19 protein-coding genes are annotated in these 19,878 nt (G+C 39.4%); 6 read left to right on the top strand and 13 right to left on the bottom strand.

From position 1 onward, the window contains the following. Positions 1-61 precede the first annotated feature (61 nt). Positions 62-1,162 carry a M24 family metallopeptidase gene (locus AC1DSK_RS12130; RefSeq protein ID WP_477547073.1) on the top strand — a complete coding sequence of 367 codons (1,101 nt, stop codon included), beginning with the start codon at positions 62-64 and terminating at the stop codon, positions 1,160-1,162. A 404-nt stretch (positions 1,163-1,566) separates the two neighbouring features. On the opposite strand, the gene ald is transcribed toward AC1DSK_RS12130, so the two are convergent. Beyond that, positions 1,567-2,685, bottom strand: a complete 1,119-nt coding sequence (ald, locus tag AC1DSK_RS12125) for an alanine dehydrogenase (RefSeq protein WP_477547074.1) — start codon at positions 2,683-2,685, stop codon at positions 1,567-1,569. 182 nt (positions 2,686-2,867) lie between these two features. Between ald and AC1DSK_RS12120 the strand changes: the two genes are divergently transcribed. Both AC1DSK_RS12120 and AC1DSK_RS12115 read left to right on the top strand, forming a co-directional pair. Next, a complete protein-coding gene (locus tag AC1DSK_RS12120; RefSeq protein WP_477547075.1) occupies positions 2,868-3,023 on the top strand; it encodes a hypothetical protein in 156 nt (51 codons plus the stop codon). Between the two features lie 329 nt (positions 3,024-3,352). Further along, positions 3,353-3,802 carry a universal stress protein gene (locus tag AC1DSK_RS12115; RefSeq protein WP_016426673.1) on the top strand — a complete coding sequence of 150 codons (450 nt, stop codon included), beginning with the start codon at positions 3,353-3,355 and terminating at the stop codon, positions 3,800-3,802. A gap of 604 nt (positions 3,803-4,406) precedes the next feature. On the opposite strand, the gene AC1DSK_RS12110 is transcribed toward AC1DSK_RS12115, so the two are convergent. The 5 genes from AC1DSK_RS12110 to sppA all read right to left on the bottom strand — a co-directional run bounded on the left by AC1DSK_RS12110 (position 4,407) and on the right by sppA (position 8,873). After that, a complete protein-coding gene (locus AC1DSK_RS12110) occupies positions 4,407-5,606 on the bottom strand; it encodes an acetate/propionate family kinase (protein ID WP_477547076.1) in 1,200 nt (399 codons plus the stop codon). Positions 5,607-5,669: 63 nt separating this feature from the next. Further along, the gene (locus AC1DSK_RS12105) at positions 5,670-6,599 is read right to left on the bottom strand and encodes a class I SAM-dependent methyltransferase (RefSeq protein WP_477547077.1); all 930 of its coding nucleotides are present in this window, start codon (positions 6,597-6,599) and stop codon (positions 5,670-5,672) included. 109 nt (positions 6,600-6,708) lie between these two features. Further along, positions 6,709-7,215 (bottom strand): thiol peroxidase, encoded by a 507-nt coding sequence (gene tpx / locus AC1DSK_RS12100; protein WP_477547078.1) that lies wholly within the window; start codon positions 7,213-7,215, stop codon positions 6,709-6,711. Between the two features lie 37 nt (positions 7,216-7,252). Further along, positions 7,253-7,846 (bottom strand): RDD family protein, encoded by a 594-nt coding sequence (locus AC1DSK_RS12095; RefSeq protein ID WP_477547079.1) that lies wholly within the window; start codon positions 7,844-7,846, stop codon positions 7,253-7,255. A gap of 13 nt (positions 7,847-7,859) precedes the next feature. Continuing rightward, entirely contained in the window at positions 7,860-8,873 is a 1,014-nt protein-coding gene (gene sppA / locus AC1DSK_RS12090) for a signal peptide peptidase SppA (protein WP_477547080.1), read from the bottom strand. A gap of 108 nt (positions 8,874-8,981) precedes the next feature. On the opposite strand from sppA, the gene AC1DSK_RS12085 reads away from it, so the two are divergent. Further along, positions 8,982-9,782 carry an NAD kinase gene (locus AC1DSK_RS12085; RefSeq protein ID WP_477533095.1) on the top strand — a complete coding sequence of 267 codons (801 nt, stop codon included), beginning with the start codon at positions 8,982-8,984 and terminating at the stop codon, positions 9,780-9,782. A gap of 88 nt (positions 9,783-9,870) precedes the next feature. Here AC1DSK_RS12085 and rarD read toward each other — a convergent pair whose 3' ends face one another. From rarD to ezrA, 6 genes are all read right to left on the bottom strand, one after another. Further along, complete coding sequence (gene rarD, locus AC1DSK_RS12080; RefSeq protein WP_477547081.1) at positions 9,871-10,785, bottom strand: EamA family transporter RarD; 915 nt, start codon at positions 10,783-10,785, stop codon at positions 9,871-9,873. 129 nt (positions 10,786-10,914) lie between these two features. Then, on the bottom strand, positions 10,915-12,486 hold the full coding sequence (gene mbcS / locus AC1DSK_RS12075) for an acyl-CoA synthetase MbcS (RefSeq protein WP_477547082.1): 1,572 nt from the start codon (positions 12,484-12,486) through the stop codon (positions 10,915-10,917). 249 nt (positions 12,487-12,735) lie between these two features. After that, positions 12,736-12,939, bottom strand: a complete 204-nt coding sequence (locus AC1DSK_RS12070; RefSeq protein WP_016426640.1) for an alpha/beta-type small acid-soluble spore protein — start codon at positions 12,937-12,939, stop codon at positions 12,736-12,738. Positions 12,940-13,070: 131 nt separating this feature from the next. Then, the gene (gene thiI / locus AC1DSK_RS12065) at positions 13,071-14,273 is read right to left on the bottom strand and encodes a tRNA uracil 4-sulfurtransferase ThiI (RefSeq protein WP_477547092.1); all 1,203 of its coding nucleotides are present in this window, start codon (positions 14,271-14,273) and stop codon (positions 13,071-13,073) included. 7 nt (positions 14,274-14,280) lie between these two features. Then, positions 14,281-15,414 carry a cysteine desulfurase family protein gene (locus AC1DSK_RS12060; RefSeq protein ID WP_477547093.1) on the bottom strand — a complete coding sequence of 378 codons (1,134 nt, stop codon included), beginning with the start codon at positions 15,412-15,414 and terminating at the stop codon, positions 14,281-14,283. A gap of 271 nt (positions 15,415-15,685) precedes the next feature. Further along, positions 15,686-17,389 carry a septation ring formation regulator EzrA gene (ezrA, locus tag AC1DSK_RS12055; RefSeq protein ID WP_477547083.1) on the bottom strand — a complete coding sequence of 568 codons (1,704 nt, stop codon included), beginning with the start codon at positions 17,387-17,389 and terminating at the stop codon, positions 15,686-15,688. 146 nt (positions 17,390-17,535) lie between these two features. On the opposite strand from ezrA, the gene hisJ reads away from it, so the two are divergent. Both hisJ and AC1DSK_RS12045 read left to right on the top strand, forming a co-directional pair. After that, the gene (gene hisJ, locus AC1DSK_RS12050) at positions 17,536-18,333 is read left to right on the top strand and encodes a histidinol-phosphatase HisJ (RefSeq protein WP_477547084.1); all 798 of its coding nucleotides are present in this window, start codon (positions 17,536-17,538) and stop codon (positions 18,331-18,333) included. Between the two features lie 25 nt (positions 18,334-18,358). After that, the gene (locus AC1DSK_RS12045) at positions 18,359-18,838 is read left to right on the top strand and encodes a GAF domain-containing protein (RefSeq protein ID WP_477547085.1); all 480 of its coding nucleotides are present in this window, start codon (positions 18,359-18,361) and stop codon (positions 18,836-18,838) included. A gap of 515 nt (positions 18,839-19,353) precedes the next feature. Here AC1DSK_RS12045 and AC1DSK_RS12040 read toward each other — a convergent pair. Next, positions 19,354-19,503 carry a hypothetical protein gene (locus AC1DSK_RS12040; RefSeq protein ID WP_477547086.1) on the bottom strand — a complete coding sequence of 50 codons (150 nt, stop codon included), beginning with the start codon at positions 19,501-19,503 and terminating at the stop codon, positions 19,354-19,356. Positions 19,504-19,878 lie beyond the last annotated feature (375 nt).

The following is a 19,878-nucleotide window of genomic DNA, read 5'->3' as shown; positions in this document are numbered from 1 at the left end:
AATGTCGAATCTCCTTTTTTTTGATATGCTAGAGGAGAGAAAGTTATAAAGGAGTGCTTATATGAGCAAAATCAATCAAATCTCTTCGTATTTAAAACAAAATAATATAGACGCTGCATTTGTTACGACACCCGACAACGTATTTTACGTATCGGGTTTCCACAGCAATCCCCATGAACGTTTGTTGGGTGTTGTGGTATTCCAAAATGCAGAACCGTTGATGATTTGTCCTAAAATGGAAGTGCCTGACGCAAAAGCAGCAGGTTGGTCTTTTGATACTGTTGGCCATCAGGATACAGACAATCCTTGGCAACTATTAAAAGAGGCCATCGAAAAGAAAGGAATCACAATCTCCCAACTTGCCATTGAAAAATCGCATATGACGGTTGAACGCTTGGAAGCACTTCAGGAACTGTTCCCACAAACATCGTTTGCGCGATTGGACGACCAGTTGAATGCCATGCGAGTGGTCAAGGATGAAAAAGAATTGGAAATCTTACGTCAAGCAGCTGCTTATGCAGATTATGCAATCGAAGTGGGTGTCAGCGAAATTGCTGAAGGCAAAACGGAGCTTGAAATTCTGACAGCGATTGAACTGGCAATGAAGAAAAAAGGAATTTCCCATATGTCATTTGATACGATGGTATTGAGTGGTCCAAAAACCGCGTCACCACACGGTAAACCAGGTGACCGTAAAATTCAAAAAGGTGATTTCGTCCTGTTTGATTTAGGCGTCATTTACAAAGGATACTGTTCAGATATTACCCGTACTGTATCGTTCGGCGAGCCATCTGACGCTCAAAAAGAAGTGTATGAAACTGTAAGAAAAGCAGAGCAAGATGCAGTGGATGCTGTAAAACCGGGTGTTCGTGCGATGGATTTAGATAAGATTGCACGTGACGTGATTACGGAAGCAGGATACGGTGAATTCTTTACCCATCGCCTCGGACATGGTCTAGGAATTTCTGTACATGAATTCCCTTCTGTAACAGGAAATAATGAAATGGAATTGATCGAAGGCATGGTCTTCACAATTGAACCTGGAATCTATGATCCGAATATTACGGGCGTTCGTATAGAAGATGATGTTGTTGTCACTAAAAATGGCGTCGAAGTCCTTACGAAGTATCCGAAAGAATTGGTTATCATTCCGACAGCATAAATACTTATATAAAACATAAAAGACCTGTATCGCGTTTGGAGTGATACAGGTCTTTTATGTTGGATTGAAATCAAGAAACAACTATATAGATCTTTGCAATAAATCATTATTATCAAAAAGGCTCTGTTAAACTATATTGTTGATTTCTGTTCCAATTTGGATGAATGGCCAATATCCTTCCGACGAGTAACCACAGGAGCACATGATTTCGCCGCCTTCCACTACACTCACCAAAGAGAACAGTAAGAGATATGGAGCATCACTGCAACGAGTAATCGCAAGAGCAAAATAGTCTTGGCTATCACACTAGGTAAGCGTAGCTGTTTTGCGGAATATCAACAGCAACAATTAACATAGCCTACAAAAAAGCCCCTTCTCACTTTGCAGCTAAAAGGGGCTTCATCTTATTTATTTAATAGTTGTTCAACGGCAATGTATGGAAGTCCTTGTGCGTCAGCAACTGCTTGATAAGTTACATGTCCTTCAAGTGTGTTAATACCTTTTAGAAGCGCACTGTTATCTAAACTAGCTTGTACATAACCTTTGTTGGCAATTTGAACAGCATAAGGAACTGTTACGTTCGTCAAAGCCATTGTCGATGTACGTGGAACTGCACCCGGCATATTCGCAACTGCGTAATGAACTACACCATGTTTTTCATAAGTTGGTTGGTCATGCGTTGTAATACGGTCAGAACTTTCAAAAATTCCGCCTTGGTCAATAGCAATGTCGACTACAACTGAACCAGGTTTCATTGATTTGATCATTTCTTCTGTTACAAGTTTCGGAGCTTTTGCCCCAGGAATTAATACAGCACCAATTACAAGATCAGAATCTTTAACTGATTCCGCAATGTTGAATGGATTTGAGATTAATGTTTGAACATCACGACCGAATAAGTCTTCCAGTTGGCGAAGGCGATCTGGACTTAAATCGATGATTGTCACATCTGCGCCCATTCCGATAGCTACACGTGCAGCGTTTGTTCCTGCAATACCGCCACCGATGATTGTTACTTTACCACGGGATACACCAGGTACTCCACCTAGTAAAATTCCCATACCACCATGGATTTTCTCTAAGAATTGTGCACCAATTTGAGTGGACATGCGACCAGCCACTTCACTCATTGGTGTTAACAATGGCAATGAGTTGTTTGGAAGTTGAACAGTTTCGTATGCAATTCCAACGACTTTATTATCGACCAAAGCTTGAGTCAATTCAGGTTCAGGTGCTAAATGTAAGTAAGTGAACAAGATTAACCCTTCACGGAAGTAACCATATTCAGAAGCGATTGGTTCTTTTACTTTCATGACCATATCTTGAGACCAAGCTTCTGTTGCGGTTGCAACAATTGTTGCCCCTGCATCTGAGTAAGCTTCATCTGTAAATCCAGAACCAAGTCCAGCTCCTGCTTCGATAAATACTTCATGACCGAAAACAGATAAGTTAACAACACCTGCAGGCGTCATTGCTACGCGGTTTTCATTATTTTTTATTTCTGTTGGCACTCCAATTCTCATTGAAAAACCCTCCTAAGTCATTTATGTAAAATGAATAATGTTATTAAGTCGAATGAATCGACATTTTTAAAACTGATGAAAGCAAATCCATTCTATCAGATATAATTGAAATTTGCTTCAAAAATATTTCAATTACATATTATTGGACTAATCAGAAAAAAGGAAGATGGTGTAAAAAGAATATGGAAAGGTTAAATACTGGCAATTTTGAACAATATGGACTTGAGGCTGTCCCATCTTCCCACAAATTATCGACATGGAAAGAGTACGCAATTATTACGTGTGCCTTTTCAGTCAATGCTGGAATTTTTTTGGTACCTGCATTGGCAGTTACCTAACTTCCTTGGGTAGCCGCTTTTTTAGCGGTATGGATTAGGGCTCTCCTTAAATTTCAGAGGAAAAGTTACTGCAGGTCTTTATTGGCTTGTACAAAGTAAACCCATTATTACCTTTTCAACGATGAGCTTTGCCTACTTGCTCATTCCTAAAGACCTCTCACCTGGCATGATGGTTTTTGTCATCAGTTCCATTGTCTATCTTGTTCTAAATAAATCATTTGTCACAAAATAGACGATACTTGTCGAAGATCTTTCGTTAAAAAGCAGGAATTACACCTCCTTTAAAGAACTATATTAACGACAGACAAAAATTTGAAGGAGGATTTGACATGACACTTTCATACAATCACATCTTAGTTGCAGTGGATGGTTCCAAAGAAGCGGAATGGGCTTTCAAAAAATCAATTGGAGTTGCACAACGCAATAACGCCACACTGAATCTCGTTAATGTTATTGATACACGCTCATTTGCTGCAATCGAAGCTTATGACCGATCCATCGCAGACCGTGCACAATCATTTGCGGAAGAACTACTAGGCAATTATAAGAAGCAAGCAGAAGCGGCTGGCGTGACAAAAGTAAATGTGTTCGTTGATTACGGTTCTCCTAAAACATTGATCGCAAGAGAAGTCGCAGCCAAAGTGGAAGCAGACCTTATCATTTGTGGAGCGACTGGCTTGAGCACAGTTGAACGTTTCCTAATCGGCAGCGTTTCTGGACATATCGTTCGGGCAGCAAAATGTGACGTACTCGTCGTTCGTACTGAAGATCATGATTAACCAATAAAACCCAAAGGCTCTTTGCAGGAGTCTTTGGGTTTTTGAATTATTGATTTGAGATTGTGAAAAATTTATCAATCAAACTGAGTAGTTTATCAATCAGAATCGAACATTTATCGATCATCCTGAGGATTTATCGCTCAAACCTCAACATTTATCAATCAAACTCGTCTCAAACACTAGTCTCCTTGGTTATGAGATGAGACGAAACCTCACCGGAGCCTAAAATTCAAAATAATTCATAACTATATACCTCTTAATTCCTCTGTCTCATTCCGTATACAGTTTTATCACAGTTGATTTCTTCTTATTCCGAGATATGGAGCAAACAGCGGAGACTCCAGCGGGAAAAGCGAAGTGTCGAAATCCACTCGAACGATCAGTTCGAGTTAGTTCGGCGCAAGCCCGCGGAAAGCGCAGCTGTTTTGCGGAATATCGATATTCACACCTAGTAAGTGTCAGCATTACTTTGCTTCGCTCTTTCCGTTGTTCGGTTATGGTGCCTCGAAGTGTAGCCCTTCAATGCATCGTAGGTCCTGATTTTGCTTTCGTGACATGCCTATCTAGTAGTCAACGAATGTAACGACTTTTTCAGTTTAGCGTGTCAAAAACCTTGTAAACCAGACAATCTCACTGTATCCCTTGCAATCATCACTTCTTCGTTCGTCGGGATGACAATGACTTTTACCGGGGAATGTGGGAAGCTGATAAATGCTTCTTTTCCGCGAATTTTGTTCAAGTCTGGATCCATGTAGACGCCCATGAATTGAAGACCCGCCAATACTTTTGCACGAATTATTTCACTGTTTTCTCCGATGCCAGCCGTGAAAATGATGGCGTCGACTCCATTCATGCGTGCTGCGTAAGAACCGATATATTTATGAATGCGATTTGCAAACACGTCAAGAGCCAATTGAGCACGCGGATTATTTTTCGATGCTTCCATTTCTATGTCGCGCAAATCACTTGAAAATCCTGATACACCAAGCATTCCAGACTTTTTGTTCAAGACATCCAATACTTCTTCTGCACTTTTTTCAGTCTTTTCCATCAAGAAAGGAATAAGCGCTGGATCCAGATTCCCTGAACGGGTCCCCATCGTGACACCCGCTAAAGGTGTGAAACCCATCGATGTATCGATTGAGCGTCCCCCATCGATTGCAGCGATACTGGCTCCGTTACCTAAATGACAGGATATCAGTCGAATGGTCTCTACTGGACGATTCAGCAATTCTGCAGCTCGTCCTGTTACATATTTGTGCGAAGTTCCGTGAAAGCCATACTTCCTGATGCCGTATTTCTTATAATAATCGTAAGGAATTGAATATAAAAAAGAACTCTCCGGCATGGTCTGATGAAATGCGGTATCAAAAACTGCCACGGCAGGCACATGCGGTAATGCTTTTTTAAATTCAATGATTCCGGCAATATTTGCGGGATTATGGAGTGGTGCCAAATCCGATAGTCTTTCAAATGCTATAAGGGCTTCATCATCAATTAATACGGAATCGCTATACTCTTCACCACCATGTACCAATCGATGTCCGATGCCATCGATATCCTGTAGCGAATTCACTGCTTTCTGTTCTACCAGATGGTGCAGGAGTAATTGAACTGCGTCCTGGTGATTTGTAATTTTTTCGATGAATTCGACTTTCTGCCCATTCGTTGTCATGGAAAAGATAGGTTCTTTCAATCCAATACGCTCGATTAATCCTTTAGACACAACATGTTCTCCAGGCATCTGAAGCAATTGGAATTTTAACGATGAGCTTCCAGCATTGATTGCCAATATATTAGTCATAAAAAAACGCCCCTTTTCCACTTATACAGTCATTGTACAGGTGAAAAAAGAGGCGAACAACTATCAGTTCGTATTTTCTTGATGCCACATTTTAACTTTTTCGAAGAACAAAGCCATGGCTTCTTTATTTGACATATTTGGAACTTTTGCCAGTAACACTTCTTTTGGCTGTTTCAAGTCAGCTGATTTCTTTTGGAGCACCAATAGACTCTTTGCATGTGCTTCATTTTTGAATAAGTTCACAGGTAATTGCACAACTGCCTTAATCCAAGCATGGTTGGCAAAATAAGCGTGAAGTTCTTTCGCTTGTGGTGATTCAAAAATCCCTTGAGGAACAAGGAATACTAAGTATCCGCCGTCAACCGTGTGTCTGATAGATTGTTCGATCATTAAGTGATGTGCAAAAGACATGCCTTCCTTCGCTTTCAACTCATAACCCGCAGCAGTTTTATCATCGGGATAGTAACCCACCGGCAAATCACTTATGACAACATCGGATGGATCAATCAATAAAGGTTGTAACGCATCTTGTCGGTATAGTGTTACTGGTTGCTGCAACAAGTCACCAGTAGAAGCTGCAAGACGAATCAACATATCATCAATTTCGACAGCAGTTGCTGTGGCTTTATCCTGCAAAAAGTTCATTACAGTAAATAATAAATTGCCCGTTCCTGCCGCTGGATCCAAAATCGTGACTTGCTGTTTATCCTTCGTCAATTGATCTACGAAATAGCCAACAAGCAGACCAAGCGAATCAGGGGTCATTTGATGATGTGCCTGAACATGTTCTTTCATGCCTTTTAAAATAGCAAGTTGAATCGCTTTTCGGATGTCTTCTTTCTGGAGGGTCGGGATTTTCGGTTCTATATCACCATCCAACCACATTTCTGTCGATTCCAAAACACCTTCAATATACGTTAAGTCTTCTGCTGTTTGCATTTTTTTTGCATGTTCATCGATAAATGTAAATAACTGTTCCATCGAACTGTTCATGAAGTTCTCCTTTTAGACAAACATATCTTGCACGTATGCTGGCGCAAAATAATAATATTTTTTTGAGCAAATGGGAAACCCACTCTATAATCGAGTGGGTTTCTGGATTTTACTTTTGTGCTGCTTTAACAGCGGCGATTGCTTTTTCATAATCAGGATGTTCAGTTGCTTCAGAAACATACTCAACATATGTTACTTTGTCATTGCTATCTACTACAAAGATTGAACGAGCCAACAATCTTAATTCTTTTATTGCCACTCCATATGCTTCACCAAACGATAAATCACGGTGATCGGAAAGTGTTTGTACTGAATCAATTCCAGCAGCTGCACACCAGCGTTTTTGAGCAAATGGCAAATCATTCGAGATCGTCAGAATGACAACATCGTCTCCAAGTTCAGCAGCGCTTTCGTTGAATTTACGCGTCTGTGTATCACATGTACCTGTGTCCAAAGATGGTACCACACTGATTAATCTTGTTTTCCCTTTTGAATCTTCCAATGTAACCGGGCTAAGATCGTTAGCTAATACTGTGAAATTTGGCGCCGTGTCACCTACTGTTACTTCTTTGCCAAGTAATGTTACGGGTTTTTGCTTAAATGTAATTTGTGCCATGATAACGCCTCCCTTTCCTTCATACTCCTACATCTTACTAGAATGCATTTGGCGGTTGCAACTGACTTGATTCGGAAACAGGCTGGTAAGTAGTGATAACCTTCTTTTCATACGTTTGCTCGTGGATAACCATCGTATCTGCTATGAAGTCATGCAACCCCTGTTTTTTAGGTGTAAAACCGACTACCCAGTACAATGGCAAGATTGTTGCCGAGAAAAAGCGGCCAATCCATTCCCTGAACAAAATGGTGCTTAAAGACAGTGATTCGCTTTGCAATGCGATGACACGCAACCCAAAAATCATTTTGCCTACAGTTTGCTTGAAAAACTTCATCATTAGTACGAAATATAAATAGAAAATAAACCCTGTGATGAACCCTATCGGTGCATACCATGTTGTCCCTTGAACATCCCATCCGAATATATGGAACAACGGATAAATGACAATTGAAGTAACGGATGAAATGACAAGTAAATCTATTAAATATGCCCAGAATCGAATCCAAAAGCCAGCGGGTTTCAGGATAAACTCTTCACTATTCTGAACTGTATAATTTGGATTCGGTGAAACAGAATTTACAGCTGCTTCAATTGATGATTCATGTTCAATCGGATCATGTCGATCAGTCATTTACTATTCCTCCTCACTTCTCACCGTATAAATACATCATACGAGGTGCGTTATAATCCGAAAGTAAACGGCCAATCAATTGTGACTCCGCATCTCCACCTAACAATGATTGAGCTTTCATAGAAAATAGACTGGAGAAGCCTTGAGGGTATTCATACTGAATCACTTCTGCATCTTCTAAATCAAAGTCTTTACGAACAGCTTCAATTACGTCTTCCAAATATCCATATTCATCCGCAAGACCGGCTTCAATTGCCTGACGCCCATTCATAATGCGTCCATCTGCAACTTTCTTCACTTCAGCTTCTGTCATGCCACGGCCTTCTTCAATAATATCTACAAATGATTCATAAGATTCATTAATCATGTCCTGTAGCATCGCACGCTCATCTTCCGTCATATCACGGGTTGGGCTCATAATATCTTTATACGGTCCTGTTTTAATCGTAACAAAATCAACACCATATTTTTCAGCCAGTTTGCCGTAGTTGACACTTTCCATAATGACGCCGATGGAACCTGTCAGTGTTTCTTTATTCAAGAAAATTTTATCTGCAGGCGCAGAGATATAATATCCGCCTGATGCAGCCATGCTGCCCATCGACACGTAAAACGGTATGCCAACTTCTTCTTGTACTTCTTTAATTTTATCATAAATTTGCGCAGACTCGACAACCCCGCCACCTGGCGAATTCACTTGCAAGACCACGGCTTTGATTGTATCGTCTTCTTTAATCATTTCCAGTTGGTCCATGAAAAACTGGTGATCGTAACCGGCTGTTCCAAAAAGTGAAGTAGCCTCGCCAGTATCCTGAATGACTCCGTCCACTGTTAATACAGCGATACGTTTAGATGTATCCCCAACTTCCAGTACACTCTCGGAATATTCACTTTCTGGCAAAGCCAGCATGTTTTCAAAATTAGATGTCCAATCATTGCTAAAAGCAAAAAATGCCATATTAATGATGGTAGACAAACCAAATAATAGTGCTGCAGCACCTAAAGCAATCCAACGTTTTGCATTCAATTTGATGTTCCTCCTTTTTCTACTCTTAACGTAATACGAATAACATGCCGTAATGTTTCAGAACATGCTAAAATAACGACAAGTATTAACGGAAAGGTCGTGACAGTATTGTCCGAGCGTACACACATTTTTATTTATTCGAAACACGATGAAAGCTCCTTGCAACAAAAATCAATTCTTACGGAAATGATTGCACAACATGGATTCACTACGGTAGATGATGCGAAAAATGCAAACATTATCGTAAGCTTGGGCGGAGATGGATCTTTCCTTCAAGCCGTTCGCAAAACCGGTTTTCGTCAAGATTGTTTGTATGCCGGAATTTCTACCACTGGTTCGCTGGGTATGTATTGTGATTTTCATTTCAATGACATGGATACAGTGATTCAGGCTGTTCAACATGCGGAAATTGAAGTACGTCGTTATCCTATTTTACAAGTTATAGTGGATGACAATCCACCTTTTTATTGCTTGAATGAATTTAGTATCCGTTCAAATATTATTAAGACATTTGTTCTTGATGTAGAAATTGATGGATTGCATTTTGAAACATTCCGGGGAGATGGCATGATCATCGCTACCCCAACTGGTAGCACGGCTTACAATAAGTCGGTCAATGGTGCAGTGGTGGACCCTCTCCTTCCTTGTTTCCAAGTATCTGAACTGGCATCTGTGAACAGCAACAAATACCGCACTCTTGGCTCATCATTCATTTTAAGCGGTCAGCGTCAATTAACATTACGCCTGCAGCAAGACGGAAATGACTTCCCGACAATGGGCATGGACAATGAATCGCTAAGTATTCAACATGTACAATCAGTTAATATCGAGTTGAGTAACCGCATCGTGAAGACCGTTAAGTTGAAAAACAATTCCTTCTGGGAAAAAGTGAAACGCACGTATCTTTAATTTGGACTCGTTAGAACCTTCAACTGGACAACAACAAAAATCAACCCATTCAATAAAAGCAGACGAGATATTCCTTCTCGTCTGCTTTTTATAATTTCGCCAATTTAAGTTTTCTTGTGCGTGCTTCCATAACCTTGGAGACAGTAAAGAGAATCAGCGCCAGCCAGATTAAGGAAAATGACAGTAAATCAATGGGATTGAACGTTTCGCCATAAATAATAACACCTAGAAACAACATACAAGTCGGTGCAATGTATTGTAAAAACCCAATCATGTATAACGGCATTTGTTGCGCTCCCTTTGCGAATAGCACGAGAGGTACAGCGGTTGCAGCACCTGTAAGAATCAACAATACATCCGTCTGGAATGAATCATGAAAAAGGACAGCACGGTCGGATAGAAATAAATAAATGTAATAAATAAACGCAAATGGCACAATAAACAATGTTTCGATTGTCAATCCGCGAACTGCATTTAAAGGTATTGTTTTTTTCATTAATCCGTAAATGGCAAAACTGATGGCAAGAGAAAAAGCAAGCCATGGGAAACGGCCATATGAAATGGTTAAGATGATAACACCGATGGTCGCAATGACACAGGCGAGTTTTTGAGACGTCGTCAAACGTTCCTTTAAGAAAAAGATGCCCAGCAAGACAGAAATCAGTGGGTTGATATAGTATCCTAAACTGGTTTCCACTAAATGGTTATTATTTACTGCCCAGATATACAAGAACCAGTTTCCCGAGATTAATGCCGAAGCACAAAATAAGCTCCAGAAAGCTTTTTGATTTTTCCACAATGATATTAAATCTTCAATTAGAAGCTTGGTGTTTCGTGTAATCAGGACGAATAGTAATGTAAATATAAATGCCCAAAGGACTCGGCTTGTTATGATTTCATCACTCGGAACATGATGTAGCCACTTCCAATAGATTGGGAGAACTCCCCAAACAAGATACGCACCGATTGCCCAAATAACACCTTGACGTTCATTTTCTAGCATAGCTTCACCTCATTAGTTTGACTCTCGAAATATATCTCATTATAGAATCCTTTTGAGAGAAAGTAAACGACAAAAAACTATTCTTATAAACCTTTTTATTAAAGGCTATAAGAATAGTTTTTTGAGTTTTTATTTAGAAATTTCCTGATTTCTTAGTTCAATTCTTCGTATTTTACCAGAAGCTGTTTTTGGCAGTTCTTCGATAAACGTTATATCACGAGGATATTTGTACGGTGCTGTTAAAGTTTTTACATGGTCCTGTAGTTCTTTTACAAGCTCTGGTGATGCCACCGCTGAATCAACCAATACAACATATGCTTTGACGATATGCCCACGAATTTCATCCGGACTGCCCACTACAGCACATTCTTTAACCATTGGATGTTTGACCAAAGCGTCTTCTACTTCGAACGGTCCTATTGTGTATCCAGAACTAATGATAATATCATCACCACGTCCTTCAAACCAGAAGTATCCGTCCTCGTCTTTTGAAGCCTTATCTCCGGTAATATAGTAAGTTCCTCTAAATTGCATTTTTGTTCGTTCCGGGTCTTTTAGGTATGACTTAAATAAAGCAGGTGTATCGGTATGAACGGCAATATCACCAACTTCTCCTGGTGCACAAACTTCGCCGAATTCATTAATGATGTCCACTTGGTTGCCAGGCGTAGGTTTACCCATTGATCCTGGACGTGCTTCCATGCCCTTCATTGTTCCTACCAACAATGTATTCTCGGTCTGTCCATATCCGTCACGCACTTCCAAACCGAATTCCCGTTTGAATGTATCGATAACTTCACGGTTTAACGGTTCCCCAGCAGACACTGCACTATGCAGTGAAGTAAGATTATACGCTGATAGTCCCTCTACTTTCGCCATTATCCGATACTCGGTTGGTGTACAACAAAGAACGTTTACTTGATATTCCTCAAGCAGTGATAAATACGTTTTCGGATCAAATTTTCCGTGATAGACAAAACCGGTCGCCCCACTTCCGAGAGTTGCAACAAATGGACTCCAAATCCATTTTTGCCAACCTGGGCTTGCAGTTGCCCATACAACATCACCTTCATGAATGCCTAACCAATGTTCAGCTGATGTACGTAAATGCGCGTATGCCCAACCATGTGTATGGACTACACCTTTAGGATTGCCTGTCGTACCACTCGTGTATGACAAAAATGCGATGTCCGTGTTTTTTGTGTCTGCTCCAGTAAATTCAGTAGAAGCTTTGGTAAGTTCTTCAGACAATGAAACCCAGTTTCCTTTTCCTTCTCCGATAACGAATTGAGTCAGTCCATCCAATTTTTCAACTTGATCAAATTGGCTGATAAATGGTTCATATGCCACAATCGCTTTCGCTTCACTATGAACTAAACGGTAATCAATATCTTTTGCTCTCAGCATTTCCGAGCTTGGAATAACGACCAGCCCAGCTTTTAAGGCACCTATGTAAGTGACATAAGCTTCAATTAATCTTGGTACCATGACCAAAACAACATCACCTTGTCTCAATCCACTACTTGTAAAAACATTTGCTGCCTGATTTGCCAGTTGCATCAATTCTTTGTATGTAATTTTTTTCGTCTCGTCCTTTTCACTTTTCCAAATCAATGCTAAACGATTTTCATCGGTTGCATATTTTTCGAATTCCTGGACCAAATTATACGTTGACGGTGCCAATAAATTTTCACGATTCAATTTAGTTCCCCCTTTGTTCAGTGAGCCATCCCTCTTTATTATAGCTACATAATACTGATTTTTCAAAAAGAAGTTTTTATTCAGTCAATTAATTAGTCTCTGATGACTATGATCCCTCTGTTTTCTGTTCAGACGTGAAGTCCCATTTTTTCAGACGTCACGGCCAAAAACTCAGACTGAGCGAAATCTTATCGCTCTTCATAACACAAAAAAACCGGCAGCTTTCGCTACCGGTTCGTTTATTTTAAATTATTTTTGGTAACCGCCGTTTAATTGTTGCTCTGCCATTTGCACTAAACGCTTAGTAATTTCTCCGCCAACGGAACCGTTAGCACGCGCTGTCGCATCTGGTCCAAGCTGTACACCGAACTCTTGTGCAATTTCATATTTCATTTGGTCTAAAGCTTGTTTAACACCTGGAACGACTAGTTGATTTGAACTTTGATTTGCCATGTCTGTGTCACCTCCTTGTTGAATATAGAATGTGCCGGATGGACAAATTCATGCATTCACAAGAAGTAGTAATATATGGGATTATCTTTTATTCAAAAACAGCTATGCGTATCTAAACCAAGCGTTAATTTTTATAATAGATCGGAGAATTTATCTTGTTTCTTTTTAGGGAACATCATAATTTCACGTTCACTGACTGCTTCAGTTATCATATCATCGAATGTTTTGAAGCTTTCATAATACTCCACTTTTTCAAGCTTTGGTTTTGTTTTTGGGCTTGCAGGAGTGAAAATTGTACAGCAATCTTCATACGGTCTGATCGAGACTTCATAAGTATCGATTTGTTGGGCAATCTCAATAATATCTTGCTTGTCATATGAAATAAGTGGACGTAATACAGGCGTATTCGTCACGGCATTTATAGCTGTCAAGCTTTCTAAAGTTTGACTTGCCACTTGTCCAAGACTTTCACCAGTGATAATTGCCAAAGCTTGCGTTTCTTCACGTACTAAATCTGCAATCTTTAACATCATTCTCCGAGTTGTCGTCATTGATACATTGTCTGGAATTTGTTTTTGAATTTCTTGCTGTATCGCAGTGAATGGAATGATATGCAATTTCACAGAAGCACCAAAGCGACTTAATTTATCAGCTAAATCCATAACTTTTTCCTTCGAACGTTCACTAGTGAATGGAGGACTGTGAAAATGAATGGCATCCAGGCGTACGCCACGCTTTAACATTTGGTAACCAGCAACAGGACTGTCAATACCACCCGAAAGCATCAAGAGTGATTTTCCGTTAGATCCAATCGGTAAACCGCCTGCACCAGGAATGACTTCTGCCATCATATAAACAGCATCTCTTCGTACTTCTACACGTAGTTCAATATCCGGTTTCTTCATTTGAACCTGAATTTCAGGGAATGTACGAAGCACATTGGCTCCAACGAACTGTTGCAGTTCATTTGTTTCCATCTCAAATGGCTTATATGAGCGTTTAACAGTTACTTTAAACGTTTTATCTTTGCGATCAATTGACTCCACTACTTTAATGGCTGTTTGTTTGATATCTTCCAGGTCGTGACTACAAGATGCAACTGGACTGAAAGACTGAATGCCAAAAATTTGTGGCAGTCGCTCTATTAACTGTTTCATGGTTTCCTGTTCATTTGGTCGAATGAACATACGATCCCGTTCTGTTTCAATTTGAAACTTGGGTAAATCAGCAAACGCGTAACGAATATTGTCTCGTAATCGACCTGTAAACGAGCTTCGGTTTCTTCCTTTTGTAGATAACTCACCATATCTGATTAATATTTCTTTCCATTCCAACATGTTTTTAATCTCCTTTAACTTGCTTGATGATTGCCGTGAAATTTTCTATAAAATGATCAATTTGCTCATTGCTATTGCTGGTTCCCATACTTATGCGAATCACACCTTTTGTATAGTCATCGGGTAAACCGATTGCTTTTATTACATGGCTGATTTTCGTTTGTTTAGAAGAACATGCACTCGATGTTGTTACAATGATGTCCCTTGCTTGCAAGGCATTGACCAGCACTTCTCCTTTAATATTCCGGACACTGATTGTCAGGATGTGTGCAGCAGCATCATCTGGGGATAATATGCGTATATCCTTGAAACCACTAATAAAGTTTCTCAACTTTTCGTTCCACATTTTATATGTCTTGTGCATGGATGCTTGATTTTCGAATGCCATCCTCATGGCTTTAGCGAAAGCAACTGCCTGAGGAACAGGTACCGTTCCACTTCTAAGCCCAAACTCTTGTCCACCACCTACAATGGTCGGTTCAAATGAAACATGACCTGTCCAAGCGACAATCCCGGTTCCTTTTAAACCATTGAATTTATGCCCTGACAGTGTCAGTACATCTGCTCCAAGAATGGGAAAAGACACTGGATATTTACCAAAACTTTGAACTGCATCTACGTGAAATAATGCTCGACTATGTTGATGAATGACTTTTGCTAATTGTTCAATTGGTTGAATGCTTCCAATCTCGTTATTGATATGCATCACACTTACCAAAATCGTATCTTTACGCAATCGCTCTTTTACATCTTCAAATGAAATAATGCCTTTATCATTCACTGGTATAATATCGACTTCAAAGCCTTGTTTCTCCAATTGTTTCATCGATTCTAACACGGACGGGTGTTCAATATTTGATGTGATGATATGTCTTCCGCGAGACTGCAGACTTCTAGCAAGACCATGGATGGCAAAATGATTGGATTCTGTTCCGCCTGAAGTGAAAACCACTTTGTTTTCTTCTGTCTTTAACATATCTGCAATTTGCTTTCGAGCACGGGAAAGGAGCATATGTGAATCCACACCCATTTCATGCAAAGATGCAGGGTTTGCATAATACGCCTCATTCACCTTTACAAAAGTATCCAATACTTCTTTATGTGGTTTCGTCGTTGCACTATGATCGAAATAATACATTGTTGTACTCCTTTTCATTAGAAAACCACCAGCACGTGGGGTGCGGTGGTTTCAATTGCCCTTATTACATAAAAGTATACCATACTGATATTCTTTAATGTCTAGCTTCAAGCACTAGCCCGCACCTCAGCTTGGGCCCACAGGATGTGGGTTATGAAGGTGTTACCTCAGGTCTCGGTGGCTTTAGCCTTACTACCGATGCGAAAGCAGGCTTTCGCTTAGTTCTTCCATCGCCGATATCAGGTTAAAGTAGTGCTTTACGCTTTTCTTGTTATGAACGCCACGCGTCCTCTTTGACAAGAACTTCGATTCGCTTCATCGCACCCGGTTCCACTTCTTCTACAGCCGTAGCTGCTTCTTCAAGTGCTTTGGAATATCGAAGCTGACGGAATGCCGCTTCAGCCTCCAATAAACGCTGATTCATCCGTGGATGACTCGCACGATAACGGTTGCCGTATTGAATGATACGTTCAATCAACAATACATTTTCAAGCATTTCTTTTGATTTAGCATGTACTTCATGGATACATTTATCCGCTTTTGCCAAATAATTGTCTACCAATTTCATATTCAGTGGTACTTCTTGCAAGCTTTGCATCACCAAGTAAATATGTTCTTCGGCTTCTTCCAAACGAACATCCATTTCTTCAGGTATCCCCGGCATATTCGCTTTATGTACCATACGGTCGGTTTCATGTAGCAAACGCTTCAGTTCATCTAAATTAGTTCGAGCCCGGTTTTCATCAATACGTAAATTTTTCAGGCTATTAGAGAAACGATCTTGCTCTTCATATAAGCTTTCCAAATCAGTCGAAATCAGTGTAAGTTCATCCTGAAGGCTTGAATAAGCTAATTGATCTTCACTTGCACGTTGTGCGAGTAAATCATAACGTTTTTGCAAGGTTTCGATTTGCTTCAGACACACAAGAGGAATTTCTGCTTCTTTCTCTGGTAAACGATAACTTTGTTGAACATATGCAGCTTCATCACTTGTTTGACGTGTGATGGTCGTAACTTCAGCCAATCGACGCTCAGTAGGGTGACGATGTTTATCAACATAACGTTTTGCCATTACTTCTTTTTCCAGCATGTCATAGAACGCTTCAATTTCATCCTTCATTTGCTCAACACGAATTTTCACGTCTTCAATCTCAAGCTGAATGATTGATTCTTTCATTAGTACCAATTCGTCATCCAATTTGTCCAATTGATCCGTCATTTCAAGATGCTCTAAATAATAGGATTGTTCTTCCATTTCACGTTGTCCACTACGGAGATCATGAATACTTAAGGGAATCTTGTTTTGTACGTCCGTTAACAGCGAAGGAATATCTTGCAATAAGTTAAATACATGCTGGGCTTCCTGATCCAGTCCAATGACAATTTCACGTGCTTGCAAATAGTTGCCGTTTTCAGTTAGTCGATCATATTCTTCAAATTGAGGACCGAATTGCTCCAATTTCTTCTCAAGTGGTACAGCCGCCGCTCCAAAAGAATGTTGATGCGCGAGTAAAGTTTTACGTGCTGCACGATATTGCTCTTTCAAGCTATCCATTTCCACTCGGTTTTTCTCTTCGCTTCCAATCAGTTGCTCAAGCTCTTTTAAAATTCGGGACATTTGTTCATCACTTTGCAGAATACGTTCTTGAATTTCTTGTTCTATCGCTGTAGCACGTTTGAAACGGAATTTATCAATACTATCTTCAGCATCAAACAGCAATGAATCGATTTTCGGCATATGGACATCCATAACCTGCGTCCAAGTGTTTCGCCAGCTTTCAAACATTTCTTCCGTTTGACCATTCATATTTAGCTGCTTAACTTTCGTCATTTCTTCTAGTATCGGTTTGTTTTGAATTTGATGTTTTTCATGTTCAAGTCTTTCAATTTCACTGTTATGTTTACGACGGATCATAAATCCGACTACGATTAATGCAATTAGTACGATGATTGCAATGATGATATACTTAGTCATCGTAAGCCCCCTGTTCCAAAATCACGGTCTATGCCAGTTTATATATGTAATACTACCATGAACAAACGAGAATGTAGACGAAAATCGAAGAATTTTGCCGAAATTATGTAAAATGTCCGATTTACACGTTGGAGGTGCCTATATTAATGAAAAGAGATGCGCATATTCATAGTCCTTTTTGCCCCCATGGAACGAAAGATGAATTCGAATTATATATAGAAAAAGCTATAAATAACGGCTTTACCGATATCTCATTCACAGAACATGCACCTGCTCCTGAAGGATTTATTGATACTGTCCCTACTAGGGATAGTTTCCTAGATGTAAACTCACTTGAACCTTATATAAACAAACTGCGCCAATTAAAAAAACAATACGCTTCCGATATCTCAATCAACATTGGTCTGGAGTTCGATTATATTGAAGGATACGAAAAAGCAACTGCCCGGATGCTCAATGAAATTGGTCCTACCTTAGATGATTCTATTTTATCTGTCCATTTCCTGCTTTTTGAAAATAAATATACTTGTATAGATTTCTCGGCAGAATCATTTATTGAGTTTGCAGGGCAAGTAGGTTCTATTGAAAAAGTCTATGAGCTTTATTACAAAACTCTCCAGGCCTCCATACTAGCTGATTTAGGAAAATATAAACCGAAACGAATTGGACATCCGACATTAATTCATAAGTTCCAACATGCTCATGGATTCAAAGTCGATGACCATAATTTCATTATGTCGACATTACAATTAATGAAAGAACATCGTTATGAAATGGACCTCAACAGTGCGGGACTGGCTAAAGAATTTTGTTTGGAACCCTATCCCCCACAACGTTACGTAACAACTGCAAAAGATATGGGAATTCCTCTTGTGTTCGGGTCCGATGCACACAGGGTCCAAGATTTGCATCAATATTATGAGAAAGTTTATACTGATTCGTAAGTTTCTAATTTTAAGAGGTGATTTCATGTTTGAAAAAGCAGCATATGCAGGGAATACAGAACAACAATACAACATGTTAGGAAAACAACTGGACGCTTTACTAAGCGGTGAGTCGAATGTCATGGCTAATTTAAGCAATGCTTCTGCGTTACTGAACCAATTTTTCGATCGAATCAATTGGGTTGGTTTTTATATGATGGATGAAGGAGAACTTGTTTTAGGACCTTTCCAAGGTTTGCCTGCTTGTGTCAGAATTCCTGTTGGTCGAGGAGTTTGTGGAACGACAGTTGCAAAGAAAGAAACGATGGTTGTACCTGATGTACACGCTTTTCCGGGACATATCGCTTGTGATGCGGCTTCCCAATCAGAAATAGTAGTACCAATGATTAAAAATGGTGAAGTGATTGGTGTTTTAGACATCGACAGTCCGGAAAAAGATCGATTCCATGAGGAAGATCGACAAGGACTTGAACAGTTTGTTTCTATATTAATGAAACACATTTAAAAGGACGAGGTGATGATTAATTAACCCGTTCAGTTATCTGGTACAAAATCTAAATTAAACATCAAAAAGAGCCCAAATTCGCATATGAATTGGGCTTTTTTAAAATGCCTAAATTCAGGCTTTGTTAATGATTAATACTTACTATATTCACCGTTTTAGCAGACACACAATTTTAATTGTTATTTGTTAATATGTACGCTAAAAGTGTTACTAAATGTCTGCTTATTGCTTGAATGGAAATATAAAAAAAGATAGTAAATGTAAATACCGAACGTTTAAACATCCTGTCAAAAAGGCTGAGTGTTCGTACCTAATATTTATAAGTCTTATTAAACTAAAGCACCCGTTAGTTGAATAAGACTTATTGAAGTGTTGACATATAAGGTGTTGAACCAGAAGAAAAATGTCCACTGATAGATAGGAATTTGCAATAACGCAGCGATATAAAATGCACAAAAAAACAGCCAATAAAACGTTGGCTGCTCTTTCTACTAATAATTAAAATTATCTTCAATTTAGTCATTGTCATAACAAGGCTTATTTCCACTGCATCCTGTCCAAGGCCCAAAATTTGTATCACTTACCCCGCCTGCAGATACGCTTGGTGCAACGAAAACTACTGAAAGGCATAAAGCAGATACAAAAAGTTTAATTTTCTTTGTCATATTACGATCCCCCTTTCTGAATATTAAAATAATTATATCCCATTCGAAATGGAAATAATAGGTGATTTCTACCTAATTTGTAATTAATAAACCTGTAAATTGCAAAACAGTTAATAAATGGCGATTTACTCAGATTATATAAGGAAACAAGAAGTATCGTGCGAGCAAAATGTGTCTCACAGTTCAACCATACTACGCTTCTTCAACTAACCTGCCCCGTTAGTTCAATAAGAAAAGAGTTGCTTAAGCAACCCATGTTCTTTAACTAAAGCATCCGTTACTGTAAGTGTAATACTTCACAAAGTTAGTAATGAACAATAAATAAAAACACTCCTATGAGATACCACTATTGATGGTACTTTTTAGGTGGTATAG

The organism is Paenisporosarcina sp. P4_B8 (assembly GCF_056402175.1).
The sequence above is the reverse complement of the archived record's forward strand: the minus strand, read 5'-3'. Positions and strand labels throughout refer to the sequence as shown.